Origin of the sequence: Frigoribacterium sp. PvP054 (genome assembly GCF_040547465.1) — a bacterium.
Lineage (GTDB): Bacteria > Actinomycetota > Actinomycetes > Actinomycetales > Microbacteriaceae > Frigoribacterium.
On the sequence record NZ_JBEPPU010000002.1, the window covers coordinates 84,238 to 100,875 of the forward strand.

Sequence of the window (16,638 nt, forward strand, 5' to 3'; positions counted from 1 at the left end):
CGCCCGTCCTCAGTAGAGGTACGGGTCACTGGGCTGTCCCACGGTGGTGACCTCGTCGGGCACGAGGGCGATCGGGTCCTGGCTCGCACTGCTGCGGTTCGTGTCGAAGCCGCCCGTGACCTCGACCCAGTCGTCGGCGGCGACCTGGTCCTGCCAGCCCGGCAGGTACACCGGCACGCCGACGGGCTGGGCGTCGACGGCACAGCACGTGACGACGAAGCGCGACACGTAGAACACGTCGTCCGGATCGGTGTCCGACGGCGTGACGAACCCGACGACGTCGGCGGTCTTGCCCTGGTAGAACGCGAGGTCGGTCGTCTGCCGCAGCAGGCCCGCCCAGTCGAGGACGCTGAACGACCGGTAGGCGTCCGAGGAGGCGCCCTCCGCGTCCGCGACGGTCGTCCGGTCCAGCGCCGCGGTCGACGAGTTCACGTCGCGCTGGCCGGCCGTGGCGCTCGTGAGGGTCGCCGGGGGCAGGGCGACGACGGCGATCGCGATCGCCGTCGTGACGACGACGCCTGCCGAGAAGGCGACGCGTCGGAGCCCGGAGGCCACCGGGCGACCTCGCGGGGGGCGCGGTCCGTCTTCGGCGGCGGGGACCGTGGCGGCCTCGAGGCGGGCGTCGTGACGAGGCCCGTCGTGGTCGGCGTGGTCGGCGTGGTCGTGCCCGTCGTCGCCGCGGGCGGGCGAGAGGGCGAGCGTGGCAAGTGACAGCAGCATGCCGACGATGATCATCACGACCGTGAAGACGTCGTAGCGCGGGTGGATGTAGAGCACGAGCTGCCCGGTCGCGGCGAGCCAGAGGGTGGCGACGCCGACGACGAGCGTCAGCAGCACCCCCTGCCACCGGTCGAGGAGACGGCGCAGGGGGCCGTGGGCGGGGCTAGGCGACATAGTTGACCACCAGTCCGATCGCGGCGCTCGTCAGCGCCACCACGAGGGTGACCTGACCGAGCACCTTGGGCGTGTACGTCGTCCGCAGCAGGGCGAGCATCTTGACGTCGATGATCGGGCCGAAGACGAGGAAGGCGGCGATGCCGCCGGGCATGAAGGTCGAGGCGAACGGCAGCACGAAGAAGGCGTCGACGTTGGAGCAGATCGAGATGACGAACGCCAGCACCATCATCGCCAGCACCGACCACACCGGGTTGCTGCCGAGGGTCACGAGCACCGATCGCGGCACGATCGTCTGGATCGCGCCCGCGACGGCGGCGCCGACGAAGAGCGCGGGCATCATCGTCGACATCTCGCGACGGAACAGGTCGACGCTCTTGGCGGTGCGACCACGGCCGTGACCGTGCCCGTCGTCCACCCGGCACTCGGCCGCGAACGACGGCGTGAGCAGGCTCTCTTGGTTCGGGTGCTTGCTGAACAGCCATCCGATGAGGTTCGCGATGACGAAGCCACCGATCAAGCGCGCGACCAGGATGCCGCCGTCCCACCCGAACGCCTGGTGCGTCGTGATGATCGTGATCGGGTTCAGGATGGGCGCCGCGAGCAGGAAGGTCATCGACTCCGAGACCGTGAAGCCCTTGAGCACGAGACCGCGCGCCAGCGGCACGTTGCCGCACTCGCAGACCGGCAGGAACATCCCGAGGAACGAGATGACGGCCCGACGCGGCAGGCCGCGCTTCGGCAGCCATGACGAGAAGAACGCCTGCGGCAGCCACTCCTGCACGACGATCGACAGCACGATGCCGAGCAGCACGAACGGCATCGACTCGACGATGACGCTGATGGTCAGCGTGACGAAGTCCTGCAGGGCGTTCGGCAGCAGCCCCGGGCCGAGCAGCGACGACGCGAGCCGGACGGCCACGAGCACGGCGAGCACGAGCCCGCCGGCGACGAGCAGCGGGGCGCGCGACGGTGCGCGACGGGCGCGCCGACCGGCGCCGTGCCCGGCGTGGGCGGTTCGTTCGCGGACGGGAGCGCTCACCGGTCGTCCTCGCGCGGCGCGGCCGGGGGCGCGAAGCGCGACCAGTCCTCGGGCGCGGGGGCGGGGTGTGCGGGGACGACGGGACGCTCGGGCGGGACGACGGGGGTCGAAGGACCCGCGGCGCGGACGGTCGGGACGCGGGTGAACCGGTCGTCGTCCACGACGGGAGGCGCGACGTCGTGGTCGAGGACCGTCGCGGCGGCGTCCGCCTCGCCCTCGTCGACCCGGGCCACGGGTTCGACCGCCCACACCTCGTCGCCGTCGCCGCCACCGGTCCACAGCCGGGCGAGGACCGCACCGGCGACGAGGAGTGCCGTGTCGACGATGCCGGCCGAGAGCGGGATGGTCGTGAGGTAGAGCGCGAGGTTGACCCAGGTGCCGCCGCTGATCGAGAGGACGATGCCCGGCACGATGCCGACGACCGCCAGGGCGACGGTGCCGACACCGCCCGCGAACGCGGCGTGACGCACCACGGTGCGCAGGTCGGACCGCGGCGTCAGCGGTCGGACGGCGACGAGCACCACGAACGAGGCGACGTAGAACGGGAACGGGTAGAACGCGAAGCTGCCGAGGAACTGCCCGACGGGCGTCGCGACGAACCCGCTGGGGAAGGCCGTCACCGAGAAGCCGACCGCCGAACCGACGAGCGCGACGAGCCCCAGGGCGAAGCGGGCGACCAGCACCACCACGAGGGCCGTGCCCGCGGTGAGCACGCGCTCGCGCCCCTCGGGCCCGGAGACCGCGACGGACACAGCCCGGAGCCTCGACCTGACGGTCGTGGTTCCGGGCTGGGTCAGGGGCACGAAGTCACCCTAGACGACTCACAGATCGTCGGAGCTGACCCCCACGCCGAGGATGAACGGGCCGGACTCGCCGGCTGCCGTCGGCTCGACGGGGGCCGCCGCGGTCGTGCCCTGGCTGGAGGCGCGGCGCGAGCGCGAACGACCCTGGCCGGGCTGCTTCGGCTCGGGCAGTGCGCCCAGGACGGAGTCGAGCAGCTGCTCGGCGTCCTGGCTGCTGATGCGACGGGGCTCGCGACGGGTCGTGGCGACCGGGATGTCGAGGATCGCGACCGTCGCGTCCGGGGTCGAGACCGTCGCGGACGAGCGGCGACGTTCCGTGGTCTTCTCGACCCGCGCCTCCGTGGGTTCGTCCACGGGCGCACTCGCGGCGGGGACGGCGGGCTCGGCCGGAGCCGTGCGCTCGGCCGGGGCCGCGGCCGGGACCTCGATCACCCCGACGCCCTGCTCGGACGCGGGCGACTCGGCGGGTGCCGACCCGTCGGTGCCCTCACCGGCCTCGCGCTGGGCGCGCGACGAGCCACGACGGCCCTTGCGTCCCGAGCGACCACGGCGACCCTCGTCACCGGCGTCGACGGGTGCCTCCGCGGCCGGCTCGGCCTTCGCGGCGCTCGCCGCGGCGGCGTCGATGGCGGCCTCGACGGCGGCGGCGGCCTGGCTGGCCGCGTCGTCGTCCTTCGCGCCGCCGTCCTCGGCGTGGGCGATGGTGCTCGCCGCGATGCGCGAGAGGGCGTTCTTCACGTCGTCGGTGATGGCGTGGGTGCCGGTCGTGGGGTGCGAGCCGCCGGCGGGCGAGGCGGGGCCGCCTCGACCGGACTGCGGCGCGGTGCCGGCACCGGCGCCCGTGTTGTGGCCGTTGCCGCCGGACTTGCCCGGCCCGCCGGCCTGACCGCCGCGTCGACGATCGCCCTGCTGGCCGCCCTTGCGGGGCTGCTGCTCTTGCACGCGCGCCGCGCTGCCGGCCTCGGAGAAGGACTCGGCCAGGCCGAGGCCCAGCTTCTTGCGCGTCATCTGCACCAGCCCGAGCGAGGTGACCTCGGCCACCTGGTGCTTGGTGCGGTCGCGGCTGAGGCACTCGACCAGGCGACGGAGCACGAGGTCGCGGTTGGACTCGAGCACCATGTCGATGAAGTCGACGACGATGATGCCGCCGATGTCGCGGAGGCGCAGCTGGCGGACGATCTCTTCCGCGGCCTCGAGGTTGTTCTTCGTGACGGTCTCTTCGAGGTTGCCGCCCGAGCCGACGAACTTGCCGGTGTTGACGTCGACGACGGTCATGGCCTCGGTGCGGTCGATGACGAGCGAGCCGCCGGACGGCAGCCAGACCTTGCGGTCGAGCGCCTTCTCGATCTGCTCGTTGAGTCGGTACTCGTCGAACGCGTCCTTGTCGCCCTCGTAGCGCTTGACGCGGTCCATGAGGTCGGGCGCCACGGCCGAGAGGTACGACTGCAGCGTCTCGAACGCCTCGTCGCCGTCGATGACCATCTCGTGGAAGTCCTCGTTGAAGACGTCGCGGACGATCTTGATGAGGAGGTCGGGCTCGGAGTGCAGCTGATTCGGGGCGTTGCCCGCCGCGACCTTCTTCTCGATGTCGGCCCACTGGTTGGTCAGGCGCTTGACGTCGAGGGTCAACTGCTCTTCGGTCGCGCCCTCGGCCGCCGTGCGCACGATGACGCCGGTGTTCTCGGGCAGGGCCTCTTTGAGGATCTTCTTCAGGCGCGCACGCTCGGTGTCGGGCAGCTTGCGGCTGATGCCGTTCATCGACCCGTTGGGCACGTACACGAGGTAGCGGCCCGGCAGCGAGATCTGGCTGGTCAGCCGGGCGCCCTTGTGGCCGACGGGGTCCTTCGTGACCTGGACGAGCACGCGGTCGCCGGGCTTGAGGGCCAGCTCGATGCGGCGGGGCTGGTTGCCCGTCGACAGGGAGTCCCAGTCGACCTCGCCCGAGTACAGGACGGCGTTGCGGCCGCGTCCGATGTCGACGAAGGCCGCCTCCATGCTGGGCAGCACGTTCTGCACGCGACCGAGGTACACGTTGCCGATGAGCGAGACGTTCTGGGCCTTGGCGACGTAGTGCTCGGCCAGGGTGCCGTCCTCCATCACGCCGATCTCGATGCGGTCGCCCGACGAGCGGACGATCATCTTGCGGTCGACGCTCTCGCGGCGCGCGAGGAACTCGGCCTCGGTGATGACCGTGCGTCGACGACCGGCGTCGCGCCCGTCACGACGACGCTGCTTCTTGGCCTCGAGCCGGGTCGAGCCTTTGATGCGCTGCGGCTCGGTGATGAGCTCGGCCTGACGAGGGGCCCGGTCGCGGTCGCGACCCCGGGGCTCGGCGTCGCGCTCCTCCCGGTCTTGCGAGCGGCCGCGCTGGCGGCGTCGCGAGGCGGGCTGCTGGTCGCGGTCGTCGCGGTCGTCGCGGTCGTCGCGGTCGTCGCGGTCGTCGCGGTCGTCGCCCTCACGGTCGTCGTCCCACGAGTCGTCACGGTCGTAGCGGTCGTCGCGCTGGCGTCGACCGGGACGAGCCGGGAGGACGGTGATCTCGGGCGCGTGGAAGATGAGCGACGTGGTCGTCAGGTTCGCCGGGATCGGCGACGCGGACGCCTCGTCACCCGTCGCCTCGTCGTCCGCGGACGGCCGGGCCGCCCCGGCGACGAACGCCTGGGCGACGGCGTCGGTCGCGCTCTGCTCGGCGGTCGGGGCCTGGGCCGCGACCTGCTCGTCGGTGGTCACGGTCTCGTGGGTCACGGGGGATGCCTCCTGGGCGTCGTCTGTCGTCCGGACGGGTGGGGTGGGTTCTCGTCGCTGAGCGTCGGGGGCTGCCGCCGGGGCGGCGTCCAACGCCGCCTGGCGTGCCCTGAGGCCTGCGAACAATCCCCTTCTCTTCTTCGGACGTCCGTCGTTGTCTGTGTTGTCGTTCACCACTTGCGGTGCGCTCCTCGCCCCGCCGAGGCCATGCCGTCGGCAGGAATTCTCGTGTCGTGGCCTGGCGGTGACGTCGCACCTGCCCCTGACCACCGCGCCCTCTCACGGCGCGCCTTGTCGGACACGTCACGTTCGGTCACCCGGGGTGTCGACCGACCTGCGGTCGTCGCCCTCGATGTCGTTCGTCGACGTGCTGTTCTTCGTGTCGCCTTGCTGGTTCGGAACTGGCCATCCGACGGTGAGCGCCTGCGCTCTGGCCCGGTTTCCGCTCGACCTGGTCGACACCGCGATCTCTCGCGTGACGACGGCGGCCGGCACTGCCCGGTAAGCCTGGATCTCGGGGCCTGGGCCCCACGACTGGCTCGATTATCGCACGCCCGGGGGCCCTCTGGGTCGACCCGAGGTCGAGTCGGGCCGTGCGATACTGCTGACCGTGACCGTCGAGACGCCCCGGGCCGTGACCCTGCCCACCGGCCGCACCCCGTTCGTCACGGCCGTCCTGCTCGTCGTCGCCGGTCTCGGCGGTCTGCTCGGAGCCTTCGCCCTCACGCTCGACAAGTTCCGGCTGCTCGAGGACCCGGGCGCGGCGCTCGGCTGCGACGTCAACCCGTTCGTGGGCTGCTCACCCGTCATCGCGAGCTGGCAGGCGTCCCTCTTCGGCTTCCCGAACCCGATCCTCGGCCTCGTCGGCTTCGCCGCTCCCGTCGCCGTAGGCCTCGGGCTGCTCGCCGGCGCCCGCTTCGCCCGGTGGTTCTGGTGGGCCTTCAACGTCGGCCTGCTGCTCGCCTGGGTCTTCGTCACGTGGCTGTTCACCCAGACGGTGTTCGTCATCGGCGCCCTCTGCCCGTGGTGCATGCTCGTCTGGCTCGTCACCATCCCGCTCTTCTGGGTCTTCACGGTCTGGGCGGCCGCCCGGGGCGTGACCGTCCACGAGGGCGGGCTCCAGCGGGTCGCCGCGAGGTTCCTGCCGTACTCGTGGGTGCTGCCGGTGCTGAACTACGTCGTCGTCGCCACGACGATCGTCGTGGTGTTCCCCCTGCTGCTGCCGACGCTGTTCGGCTGACGACGGCCGGCTGACGCGGCCCGGCCGCCCCGCGCCTCCCCTCGTCGCCCGGGACGCCTCCACCCGCCGTCGCCCGGCGCGCCCAGGTCGTTCTCAGCGGAATCAAGGACGACCTCGGCACCCTGTCCTGACGACCCCCGGACCACGACGAGGACTGATGACTCCACCCAACGACTCCCCGGCCACCAAGAAGGAGCGCCGAGAGGCGGCCCGAGAGAAGGCCCGCATCACGCGCGAGGCCGAGGCCCGTCGGCGCCGACGCAACAAGTGGCTGGTGCAGGGCGGCCTCGTCCTCGGCGTCGTGGCGGTGCTCGCGATCGTGGGGCTCGTCATCTCGCAGTCGATCAAGCCGGCCGGCCCCGGTCCGGCCAACATGGCGAGCGACGGCCTGCTCCTCGAAGGGTCGAACGGGGCGGTCACGGCCGTGCCGAGCAGCGCCCTCGCCGCCGACGCGACCCCGACGCCCGCCCCGAGCGCATCGGGCGCCGTCCCGTCGATCGTCGTCTACCTCGACTACATGTGCCCCTACTGCGGCCAGTTCGACACGACGAACGCCGCCCAGCTCGAAGAGGCCGTCTCGAGCGGCGCCGCCACGCTGGCGATCCACCCCATCGGGTTCCTCGACAACGCCTCGCAGGGCAGCCGGTACTCGACGCGGGCGGCCAACGCCTTCGCGTGCGTGGCGAACTACGAGCCCGACAAGGCCCTCGACGTCAACACCGCCCTGTTCGCGCAGCAACCCGAAGAGAACACGCGGGGCCTGACGAACGACGAACTCGTCACGCTGGTGCAGGGCGCCGGGGCGACCGACGACCAGATCGCCTCGTGCATCACGGGTGGCGACTTCGAGGACTGGGTCGCCTCGGCCACCCAGCGCGCCCTCAACGACCCCATCCCGAACTCGTCGCTCGCGAAGCTGTCGAGCACGCCGCTCGTCCTCGTGAACGGCCAGCAGTACCAGGGTTCGCTCACCGACGCGAGCGCGTTCGCCCAGTTCGTCGCCGAGGTCCAGGGCGGCCAGCCGACCGGCGACACCAGCACCGGCGAGACCGAGGGGTCGACGGCGACGCCGACCCCCTGAGCGCGCGACCGGCGCGGACGACCGAGCCCGCGCCTCCTGATCGACTCAGGAGGCGCGGGCTCGGTCGGTCACCCCCGGCTCAGAACCAGAGGGCCAGCTCGCGCGCGGCGCTCTCGGCGCCGTCGCTGCCGTGCACGAGGTTCTGCTGCACCTTGAGGCCCCAGTCGCGGCCGAGGTCACCGCGGATGGTGCCGGGGGCCGCGGTCGTCGGGTCGGTCGTGCCGGCCAACGAGCGGAAGCCCGCGATGACGGAGTCGCCGGCGATGCGCAGCGCCACGGTCGGGCCGCTCTGCATGAACTCGACGAGCGGCTCGTAGAAGGGCTTGCCGACGTGTTCTTCGTAGTGCTTCGCGAGCAGGTCGCGGTCGGCCTGCACGAGGCGGACGTCGACGAGCGAGTACCCCTTGGCCTCGATGCGGCGGAGGATCTCGCCGGTCAGGCCGCGGGCGACGCCGTCGGGCTTGACGAGGACGAGGGTTTCTTCGAGATCGGACATTGCTCCTCTTTCGGTGGGTGGCGGATGGCTGCCGGAGCGGGTGGCCCGGCGGGCGGGGGGTGCGGGGCGCGGTCAGGCCGCGTCGCCGGGCGTCTCACGCAGTCGGGCCGCGTTCATGCGGTCGAGCTGCGTGCCCTTGACGAGGCAGTAGGTCCAGATCGCGACGAAGAGGGCGGCGACGACGAACATGACCGGATCGAGGAACCCGCACGCGACGAGGCCGAGCTGGACGAGCCACCCCAGGGCGACGCCCCAGCGCCAGCGCAGGGTCTGCGAGATCAGCAGCGTCAGCACGATGGCACCGAGGCCGCAGCCCCAGGCCACGCCGGCGGGCAGCAGCTGTCGTCCGAACACGACGAGCGTGACGAAGAACAGGGTCATGGCCTCGAGCACCAGGACGATCGAGAGCAGGCTCTCGACGGCTCCCCGACGCCGGCGAGGACGCGGGGGCCGACCGGTCGCACCGGCGCCCGCGGGGGGCGGCGCCGTCGTCACGAGAGGCCCTCGGGCTGCTGCGACAAGGCGATGACGTCACCGACCAGGGTGATCGACCCCGTGACGACGACACCGCCGGGCTCGTCGCCCTCGACCTCGTCGGCCAGGTCGCGGGCGGTGCGAAGCGCGGCCACGAGGTCGGTCTCGACCACGACGCGGTCGGCCCCCACGACGCCCACCGCGATGGCGGCGAGCTCGTCGGCGTCGATCGACCGGTCGGACTGCGAACTGGTCACGACGAACTGGGTGACCGTGGGCGCCAGGGCGCGCACGATGCCCGCCGCGTCCTTGTCGGCGAGCACGCCGAGCACGGCGACGACGCCCCCGAACTGGAAGTAGTCGTCGAGCGCCTTCGCGAGGGCGCGGGCGCCGTGCGGGTTGTGCGCGGCGTCGACGAGGATGGTGGGTTCGTTGGCCACGATCTGCAGCCGGCCGGGTGAGGTCGCGCTCGCGAGGCCCTCGGCGAGGACGTCGTGGTCGAGCGGCTGCGACCCTCCGCCGAGGAAGGACTCGACCGCGGCGACGGCCACGGCCGCGTTCTGGGCCTGGTGGTCGCCGAACTGCGGCAGCAGCAGGTCGTCGTACCGACCCGCGAGCCCGCGGATCGTCACGACCTGGCCGCCGACGGCGACGGTCGTCGACTCGACGCCGAAGGCCGTGCCCTCGACGCTCAGCGACCCCTCGCTCAACTCGACGGCGCGTTCGATCTCGGCCAGCGCCTCCGGTGTCTGCGAGGCCGACACGACGGCCGCGGTCGGCTTGACGATGCCGGCCTTGGTCCGGGCGATCTCGGCCACGGTCGACCCGAGCCGGGCCTGGTGGTCGAGGGCGATCGGGGTGAAGACCGCGACCTGCCCGTCGGCGACGTTGGTGCTGTCCCACTCGCCACCCATGCCGACCTCGAGCACGACGACGTCGGCGGGGGCGTCGGCGAAGCACGCGAACGCCAGCACCGTCAGGGCCTCGAAGAAGGTCAGGGCCGGCTCCCCGGAGGACTCGAGGTCGGTGTCGACCATCGTCAGGTAGGGCTGGATGTCGTCCCAGTTGGCGACCAGACGCTCGTCGCTGATCGGCTCGCCGTCGACGACGATTCGCTCGTTCAGGCGCACCAGGTGCGGGCTCGTCATGAGCCCGGTGCGCAGGCCGTGCGCCCGCAGGATGCTCTCGATCATGCGGCTGGTCGATGTCTTGCCGTTCGTCCCCGTGAGGTGGATGACGGGGTACGCCCGCTGCGGGTCGCCCAGCAGCTCGACGGCGCGTCGGGTCGGCTCGAGCCGCGGCTGGGGCGCCTGCTCGCCGATCCGCGCGAGCAGCTCGTCGTACACGCGACGGGCGCCCTCGGCGAACTCGTCGCCCGCGTCGGCGGCCCGGTCGTCGTTCTTCGGGGTCATGCGCGTCGCACCTCCACGACGACGGCCGAGCCGGGGCCCGATCCGACGACGGTCTTCTCGGGCCGGTCGCCCACGCCCTCGTGGACGTCGACGGTCAGCTCGGTGGTCAGGGTCTCGCGAGAGATCAGCTCGCGGTGGGCCTCGACGGCCTCGGCCGCCGCGGCGTCGGTCGTCAGCCTGGTCGCGATGCGGTCGGACACGTCGAGGTCGGCGACCTTGCGGGCCTGCTGGACGGCCCGGACGACGTCTCGCGCCAGCCCCTCGGCCTCGAGCTCGGGCGTCGTCGCGGTGTCGAGCAGCACGAAGCCGCCGTCACCGACGAACGAGAGCGCGCTCGACGAGTCGGCGACGGCCAGTTCGAGGCTGAACTCGCCCGGCAGCAGTTCGACCCCGCCGACGACGACGTTCTCGCCCGCGGGCTGCCAGTCGCCCTTCTTCGCCGCGGGGATGACCTGTTGGACCTGCCGGCCGATGCGTGGACCGGCGGCCCGCGCGTTGACCGTGAGCTTGCGGGTGACCCCGTACTCGCCGAGGCTCTCTTCCGTCAGCTGGGTCACCACGACCTCCTTGACGTTCAGCTCGTCGCGCACGATGTCGGCGAACGCCTCGAGGGCGGCCGGGTCGGGCGTGACCACCGTCAGCCTCGCCAACGGCAGGCGCACCCGCAGCCCCTGGGCCTTGCGCAGCGCCAGTCCGCTCGAGGCGACGGCACGCACGGCGTCCATCGCGTCGACGAGGGCGTCGTCGGCGGGGAACGCCGAGGCGTCGGGCCAGTCGGTCAGGTGGACCGAGCGCCCGCCGGTGAGGCCCGTGTAGACCTCGTCCGCGACGAGCGGGGCGAGGGGCGCCGCGACCCGGGTGAGCGTCTCGAGCACCGTGTACAGGGTGTCGAAGGCGACCGGGTCGTCGCCCGACCAGAAGCGATCACGCGACCGACGGACGTACCAGTTGGTGAGCACGTCGGCGAAGTCGCGTAGCGTCGCCGTGGCGAGGGGCGTGTCGAGGGCGTCCAGCGCCGCCTGCACGTCGGTGACCAGGAGGCGCGTCTTCGCCAGCAGGTACCGGTCGAGGACGTCGCTCGAGTCGGTGCGCCACTGCGCGTCGTACCCCGCGGCGGCGTGGCGACCCGCGCCTCCCGACGCGGCGTTGGCGTAGAGCGAGAAGAAGTACCAGGTGCTCCAGAGCGGCAGCAGGAACTGCCGGACGCCCTCGCGGATGCCCTCCTCGGTGACGACGAGGTTGCCCCCGCGGATGACCGAGCTCGACATGAGGAACCACCGCATGGCGTCGGCCCCGTCGCGGTCGAAGACCTCGCTGACGTCGGGGTAGTTGCGCAGGCTCTTCGACATCTTCTGGCCGTCGGAGCCGAGCACGATGCCGTGGCTGACCACGTTCGAGAAGGCCGGACGGTCGAACAACGCGGTCGACAGGGTGTGCAGCGTGTAGAACCAGCCGCGGGTCTGGCCGATGTACTCGACGATGAAGTCGGCGGGGCTGTGCTCGTCGAACCACCGCTCGTTCTCGAACGGGTAGTGGACCTGCGCGAACGGCATCGATCCGCTGTCGAACCAGACGTCGAGGACGTCCTCGATGCGGCGCATGGTGCTCTGCCCCGTCGGGTCGTCGGGGTTCGGCCGGGTGAGCTCGTCGATGTAGGGGCGGTGCAGGTCCGGTTCGCCGTCGGCGTTCGTCGGCAGGCGGCCGAAGTCGGCCTCCATCTCGGCGAGGGACCCGTAGACGTCGACGCGCGGGTAGGCGGGGTCGTCGCTCTTCCACACGGGGATCGGCGAACCCCAGAAGCGGTTGCGCGAGATGGACCAGTCGCGGGCACCGGCCAGCCACTTGCCGAACTGGCCGTCCTTCACGTTGTCGGGCACCCAGGTGACCTGCTGGTTGAGCTCGACCATGCGGTCGCGGAACTCGGTGACGCGCACGAACCAGCTCGACACCGCCTTGTAGATGAGGGGGTTGCGGCAGCGCCAGCAGTGCGGGTAGCTGTGCTCGTAGCTGGCGAGGCGCACCAGGCGGCCGTCGGCCCGCAGGCGCTGCACGAGGGTCTTGTTGGCGTCGAACACCTGCACCCCGGCCACGCCCAGCTCGTCGAACATCGGCAGGAATCGCCCGCCGTCGTCGACCGAGACGATCACGGGGATGCCGGCGGCCGCGCAGACCAGCTGGTCGTCCTCGCCGTAGGCGGGGGCCTGGTGCACGATGCCGGTGCCCTCGCCCGTCGCCACGTAGTCGGCGACCAGCACGCGCCAGGCGTTCTCGGTGCCCCAGGCGTCCGTGTCGGCGTAGACGTCCCAGATGCGGTCGTACTCGACGCCCTCGAGCTCGGCTCCCGTGAAGGTCGCGGTCACGGCGGCTGCGGCGGCCTCGGGAGTGTCGTAACCGAGGTCTCGTGCGTAGGCGGCGAGCGTGTCGGCCGCGAGCAGGAACACGCTGCCCGTCAACAGCTCTTGGTCTCCGGTGCGTTCACCGGGCAGCAGGGCGTGCGGGACGGCGACGTACTCGATGCCGGGGCCCACGGCGAGCGCCAGGTTGGTCGGCAGGGTCCACGGGGTGGTGGTCCAGGCGAGCGCCTCGACGCCGGTCAGGCCGAGCGCCTCGGCCTTGGCCCCGACCAACGGGAACGCGACGGTGACGGTCTGGTCCTGGCGCGTCTTGTAGACGTCGTCGTCCATGCGCAACTCGTGGGTCGACAGGGGGGTCTGGTCGTGCCAGCAGTAGGGCAGCACCCGGAACCCCTCGTAGGCGAGGCCCTTGTCGTGCAGCTGCTTGAAGGCCCAGACGACGCTCTCCATGTAGTCGACGTCGAGGGTCTTGTAGTCGTTCTCGAAGTCGACCCAGCGGGCCTGCCGGGTGACGTACCGCTGCCACTCGTCGGTGTACTGCAGCACCGAGCGGCGGGCGGCGGCGTTGAACACGTCGATGCCCATGTCGACGATCTCGTGCTTCTCGGTCAGCCCGAGCTGGCGCATGGCCTCGAGCTCGGCGGGCAGCCCGTGGGTGTCCCAGCCGAAGCGTCGGTGCACCTGCTTGCCGCGCATCGTCTGGTACCGCGGGAAGACGTCCTTGGCGTAGCCGGTCAGCAGGTGGCCGTAGTGCGGCAGGCCGTTGGCGAACGGCGGGCCGTCGTAGAAGACCCACTCGGTGCATCCCTCGCGGGCGCGGATCGACTCGGCGAAGGTGTCGTCGCGCTTCCAGGCCGCGAGGACGCCGGTCTCGATCTCGGGGAATCGCGGCGAGGCGGGGACGCCGGTGGCGTCGGAACCCTTGGGGTAGGTCATCGGTTCTCCAGGTCGTGCGGTGGGTCGCCCCCGCTGTTCCGGCCGAGGGACCTTCTGACCACGAGGACGCCGTCCGGGTGCGTGACCCGGGGGCGCGGTACCACCCCGCTTGTCACCGACCCCGCCCTCTCGGACGGTGACCGTGACCGCTCTGCTCCGGCTGTGACGGGCCTGCCCCGCCCGGTTCTACCGACGACCACCGGGCCGTGGCCCGCCGGTCGCTTTCTTCCGGGTGCTCCCCGGTGATGGCCGGATCGACGCGTGTCCGATCCTACCGTCAGAGCCGAGGAGGCGCGAGGCCGTCGCGAGGAGCAGGATCGAGGCCATGTCCTCCACCCCGTCCGCCCCGCCGGCCAAGCCCGAGAGCACGGTCACCGTGATCGTGGCGTTCCTCGCCAACCTGCTGATCGCCGTCGCCAAGACGGTCGCCGCGTTCCTGACGGGGTCGGCCTCGATGGTCGCCGAGTCGGCGCACTCGTGGGCGGACACCGGCAACGAGATCTTCCTGTTCATCGCCGACAAGCGCGGCGTCAAGCGGCGCGACGACGCGCACCCGCTCGGCTACGGCAAGGAGACGTACGTCTGGTCGATGTTCGCGGCCTTCGGCCTGTTCACCGTGGGCGCCGTCGTCTCGATCCAGCACGGCATCTCGCAGCTGACGGCCGACGAGCAGGCCGAGGACTACCTGATCAACTACGTCGTGCTGGCCATCGCGTTCGCGCTCGAGGGCACGTCCTTCCTCCAGGCCTTCCGACAGGCCAGGGGCTCGGCCCGCGAGCGGGGCGCCCCGACCCTGCGCTTCGTCCTGCGCAGCTCGAACTCGACCCTGCGGGCCGTCTTCGCCGAGGACGCGGCCGCCCTGGTCGGACTGCTCATCGCGTTCCTCGGCATCTTCCTGCACCAGATCACCGGGTCGGCGGTGTTCGACGCCGTGGGGTCGATCGCCGTCGGCGTGCTGCTGGGCGTCGTCGCTCTCGTGCTGGTCGACCGCAACCGCAGGTTCCTCGTCGGCGAGAGCCCGTCGGACGAACTCGAGTCGACCGTCCTCGAGCGCCTCCTGGCCCGCCCCGAGATCGCTCGCGTGACCTACCTGCACACCGAGTTCGTGGGCCCCGGCCGGCTCTACCTGGTCGCCGCGGTCGACATGACCGGCAACGATCGCGAGGAGCACGTCGCCGTGGCACTGCGGCGGGTCGAGCGGGAGCTCGAGGACCACGACGCCGTCGAAGAGGCCGTGCTGACCCTCTCCACGCCGGACGAGCCGAGCCTGACGCCCGCGGGGGCGTCCGACCCGGCTCGTCGTTGACGGTCGCGCGGCGGCTCAGCCCCGGGAGGCGCGACGCCGGGTGACGAGGACGGTCGCGGCCCCGAGGCCCACCAGCACCAGCCCGGCCAGGCCCGCCCACGGCGCCGACTCGGACGCGCCCGTGTAGGCCAGGCCCGTGGCGTTCGTCACGGCACGGACCGGCAGCCCGGAGCCGGTCGCCACCACGACCGGCGTCACGCCCGGGCCACCCGTCCCGGCCGGCACCTCGGCCGGCGCACCGACCGAGTAGGCGACCGTGTCCGCGCCGGCCGAGACCACCGGGGCCGTGAAGGCCGGGTCGTACTGCACCGCCGTGAAGAGGTAGTCACCCGGCAGCTCGGCTCCGTAGATCTTCCAGGTCCCGTCCGCGCCGACCACGATCGGGAAGTCGTAGCCCGGGATCGGCTCGGTCGCGACGACGGCGAGGAAGTCGTCGACCTCGGCACGGGTGCCCGAGAAGGGCAGCAGGAACGCGCCGGGCTCCCCGGTGCCCTCGAAGACGGTGTCGACGTAGCCGGGAGCCAGGTCGGACGCCTGCTCGAACCGGTCGCCTGCCCGGGGCGACAGGACGACGGGCGCCGCGAGGCGGTCGCGGGCCTCGACGACGAAGGTCCCCCCCAGGGCGTTCGGCGACGTCCGCGTGGTGACCGCGTCGACCACGACGTCCTGGATCGCACCGAGGGTCCAGGTCCCGACGGGCACCCGGACGGTGGCGGTCCACCGGCCGGCCTCGTCGACCGGGACGGATCCGTCGTAGTCGACGTCGGTCCCGTCCGCGGCGACGGCCGCCAGCCGCACGCGGGCACCCGGCTCACCACCCCCGGTCACGGCGACGGCGGCCTCTCCTCCCCCGACGGCCGCGAACCGGTCGCCGGCCGCCGGTCCGTCGAGCGTGGGTGCCGGGAGCGTCACGGCGACGGCCCGGAACTCGACCGGAGTCGACGCGGGCGAGTCCTCGCTGGCGCGCTCACCGGCGGGGTCGACGAGGTGCTGCGTGGTCGTCACCGACCAGTCCCCGCTCGCCAGCCTCGTGGTCGCGGTCCACCGGCCGGCGTCGTCGGTGCCGACCGTGACCGGATCGGCCGAGGCGCCGTCCGCCTCGAGGCGCTCGAAGGTGATCGTGACGACGGCGCTCGGGGCGGCGGTCCCCGCGACCGTCACGGGGAGCGTGGACCCCTGGGCTCCCTCGGCCGTCGAGACCGAGACGAAGGCGTCGGGTGCCGGAGACTCCACGACGGGGGCCTCGGGGGCGACGAGGGCCGCCTGCTCGTCGGCCTCGACGTCGGCCTGCCCCTCGGACGCCGGCACCTCGTCGGCGGGCACGGCGGGCTCCTCGGTCGCCACGGGTGCCTCCGGGGCCGTCGCAGGCGCCTCCTCGGCCGGCGCGGACGCCTCCGGGGCCGTCGCGGGCGCCTCCTCGGCGGCCTCGGACGCCTCCGGTGTCGGCGTGACGGCGACCGGAGCCTGAGCCTCCTCGCCCCCGTCGGTCGAGACGAGGTCTCCCTGCGGGCGGGCGAGGTCGCCCCCCGACTCGACGGCCGGCTGGGCGAGTGCCGCCTGCCCGCTCAGTGCGATGCCCCCCAGGGCGATGACGATGGCCGTCGACAGCGCGGTGGCGGTCGACACGGTCTTCTTCATGAGTGTTGTCCTTGTCAGTGAGTCAGGGTGGGCCGGTCGCCCTGACCCACCCCGGGCCACCGGCCGTCGGCCCGGCGTTCCGGTCCGACACCTGTGACGCTAGCGACCCATGACGACGAATCCTCACGCCGTGACCGGTCCGTGACCGAAGGTCATCCGGAGGGGTGAGGCCCCCTCGTCCGCCGGACGGCGCGGTCGGTCGCGGTCTCCTCCTCGG

The 16,638-nt window shown here is 72.3% G+C and carries 13 protein-coding genes; 4 read left to right on the plus strand and 9 right to left on the minus strand.

Annotation, left to right across the window (positions count from 1 at the left end):
* Positions 1–9 precede the first annotated feature (9 nt).
* The 4 genes from ABID81_RS03200 to ABID81_RS03215 form a co-directional block, all read right to left on the minus strand.
* The gene (locus ABID81_RS03200) at positions 10–894 is read right to left on the minus strand and encodes a TIGR03943 family putative permease subunit (RefSeq protein ID WP_354593389.1); all 885 of its coding nucleotides are present in this window, start codon (positions 892–894) and stop codon (positions 10–12) included.
* Complete coding sequence (locus ABID81_RS03205; protein ID WP_354593390.1) at positions 884–1,936, minus strand: permease; 1,053 nt, start codon at positions 1,934–1,936, stop codon at positions 884–886. The genes ABID81_RS03200 and ABID81_RS03205 overlap by 11 nt, the downstream gene beginning before the upstream one ends.
* Entirely contained in the window at positions 1,933–2,688 is a 756-nt protein-coding gene (locus ABID81_RS03210) for a hypothetical protein (RefSeq protein ID WP_354593391.1), read from the minus strand. The genes ABID81_RS03205 and ABID81_RS03210 overlap by 4 nt, the downstream gene beginning before the upstream one ends.
* A 69-nt stretch (positions 2,689–2,757) precedes the next feature.
* Positions 2,758–5,484: an Rne/Rng family ribonuclease gene (locus tag ABID81_RS03215; RefSeq protein WP_354593392.1), complete on the minus strand. Its 2,727-nt coding sequence runs from the start codon at positions 5,482–5,484 to the stop codon at positions 2,758–2,760.
* A gap of 322 nt (positions 5,485–5,806) precedes the next feature.
* On the opposite strand from ABID81_RS03215, the gene ABID81_RS03220 reads away from it, so the two are divergent.
* The 3 genes from ABID81_RS03220 to ABID81_RS03230 all read left to right on the plus strand — a co-directional run bounded on the left by ABID81_RS03220 (position 5,807) and on the right by ABID81_RS03230 (position 7,805).
* Positions 5,807–5,989, plus strand: coding sequence for a hypothetical protein (locus ABID81_RS03220; protein WP_354593393.1), 183 nt, complete (start codon positions 5,807–5,809; stop codon positions 5,987–5,989).
* Between the two features lie 105 nt (positions 5,990–6,094).
* Complete coding sequence (locus ABID81_RS03225) at positions 6,095–6,724, plus strand: vitamin K epoxide reductase family protein (RefSeq protein WP_354593394.1); 630 nt, start codon at positions 6,095–6,097, stop codon at positions 6,722–6,724.
* A 157-nt stretch (positions 6,725–6,881) separates the two neighbouring features.
* On the plus strand, positions 6,882–7,805 hold the full coding sequence (locus ABID81_RS03230; RefSeq protein ID WP_354593395.1) for a DsbA family protein: 924 nt from the start codon (positions 6,882–6,884) through the stop codon (positions 7,803–7,805).
* Between the two features lie 79 nt (positions 7,806–7,884).
* Here the strand turns inward: ABID81_RS03230 and ndk are convergent, their stop codons facing one another.
* From ndk to ileS, 4 genes are all read right to left on the minus strand, one after another.
* Positions 7,885–8,301, minus strand: a complete 417-nt coding sequence (gene ndk / locus ABID81_RS03235; RefSeq protein ID WP_354593396.1) for a nucleoside-diphosphate kinase — start codon at positions 8,299–8,301, stop codon at positions 7,885–7,887.
* Between the two features lie 72 nt (positions 8,302–8,373).
* Entirely contained in the window at positions 8,374–8,796 is a 423-nt protein-coding gene (locus tag ABID81_RS03240; RefSeq protein ID WP_354593397.1) for a DUF4233 domain-containing protein, read from the minus strand.
* On the minus strand, positions 8,793–10,187 hold the full coding sequence (locus ABID81_RS03245) for a bifunctional folylpolyglutamate synthase/dihydrofolate synthase (protein ID WP_354593398.1): 1,395 nt from the start codon (positions 10,185–10,187) through the stop codon (positions 8,793–8,795). The genes ABID81_RS03240 and ABID81_RS03245 overlap by 4 nt, the downstream gene beginning before the upstream one ends.
* Positions 10,184–13,477 carry an isoleucine--tRNA ligase gene (gene ileS, locus ABID81_RS03250; RefSeq protein ID WP_354593399.1) on the minus strand — a complete coding sequence of 1,098 codons (3,294 nt, stop codon included), beginning with the start codon at positions 13,475–13,477 and terminating at the stop codon, positions 10,184–10,186. Before ileS ends, ABID81_RS03245 begins: the two co-directional genes overlap by 4 nt.
* Before the next feature lie 325 nt (positions 13,478–13,802).
* On the opposite strand from ileS, the gene ABID81_RS03255 reads away from it, so the two are divergent.
* Positions 13,803–14,783: a cation diffusion facilitator family transporter gene (locus ABID81_RS03255; protein WP_354593400.1), complete on the plus strand. Its 981-nt coding sequence runs from the start codon at positions 13,803–13,805 to the stop codon at positions 14,781–14,783.
* A gap of 15 nt (positions 14,784–14,798) precedes the next feature.
* Here the strand turns inward: ABID81_RS03255 and ABID81_RS03260 are convergent, their stop codons facing one another.
* Positions 14,799–16,421 carry a hypothetical protein gene (locus ABID81_RS03260; RefSeq protein ID WP_354593401.1) on the minus strand — a complete coding sequence of 541 codons (1,623 nt, stop codon included), beginning with the start codon at positions 16,419–16,421 and terminating at the stop codon, positions 14,799–14,801.
* Positions 16,422–16,638: the final 217 nt, after the last annotated feature.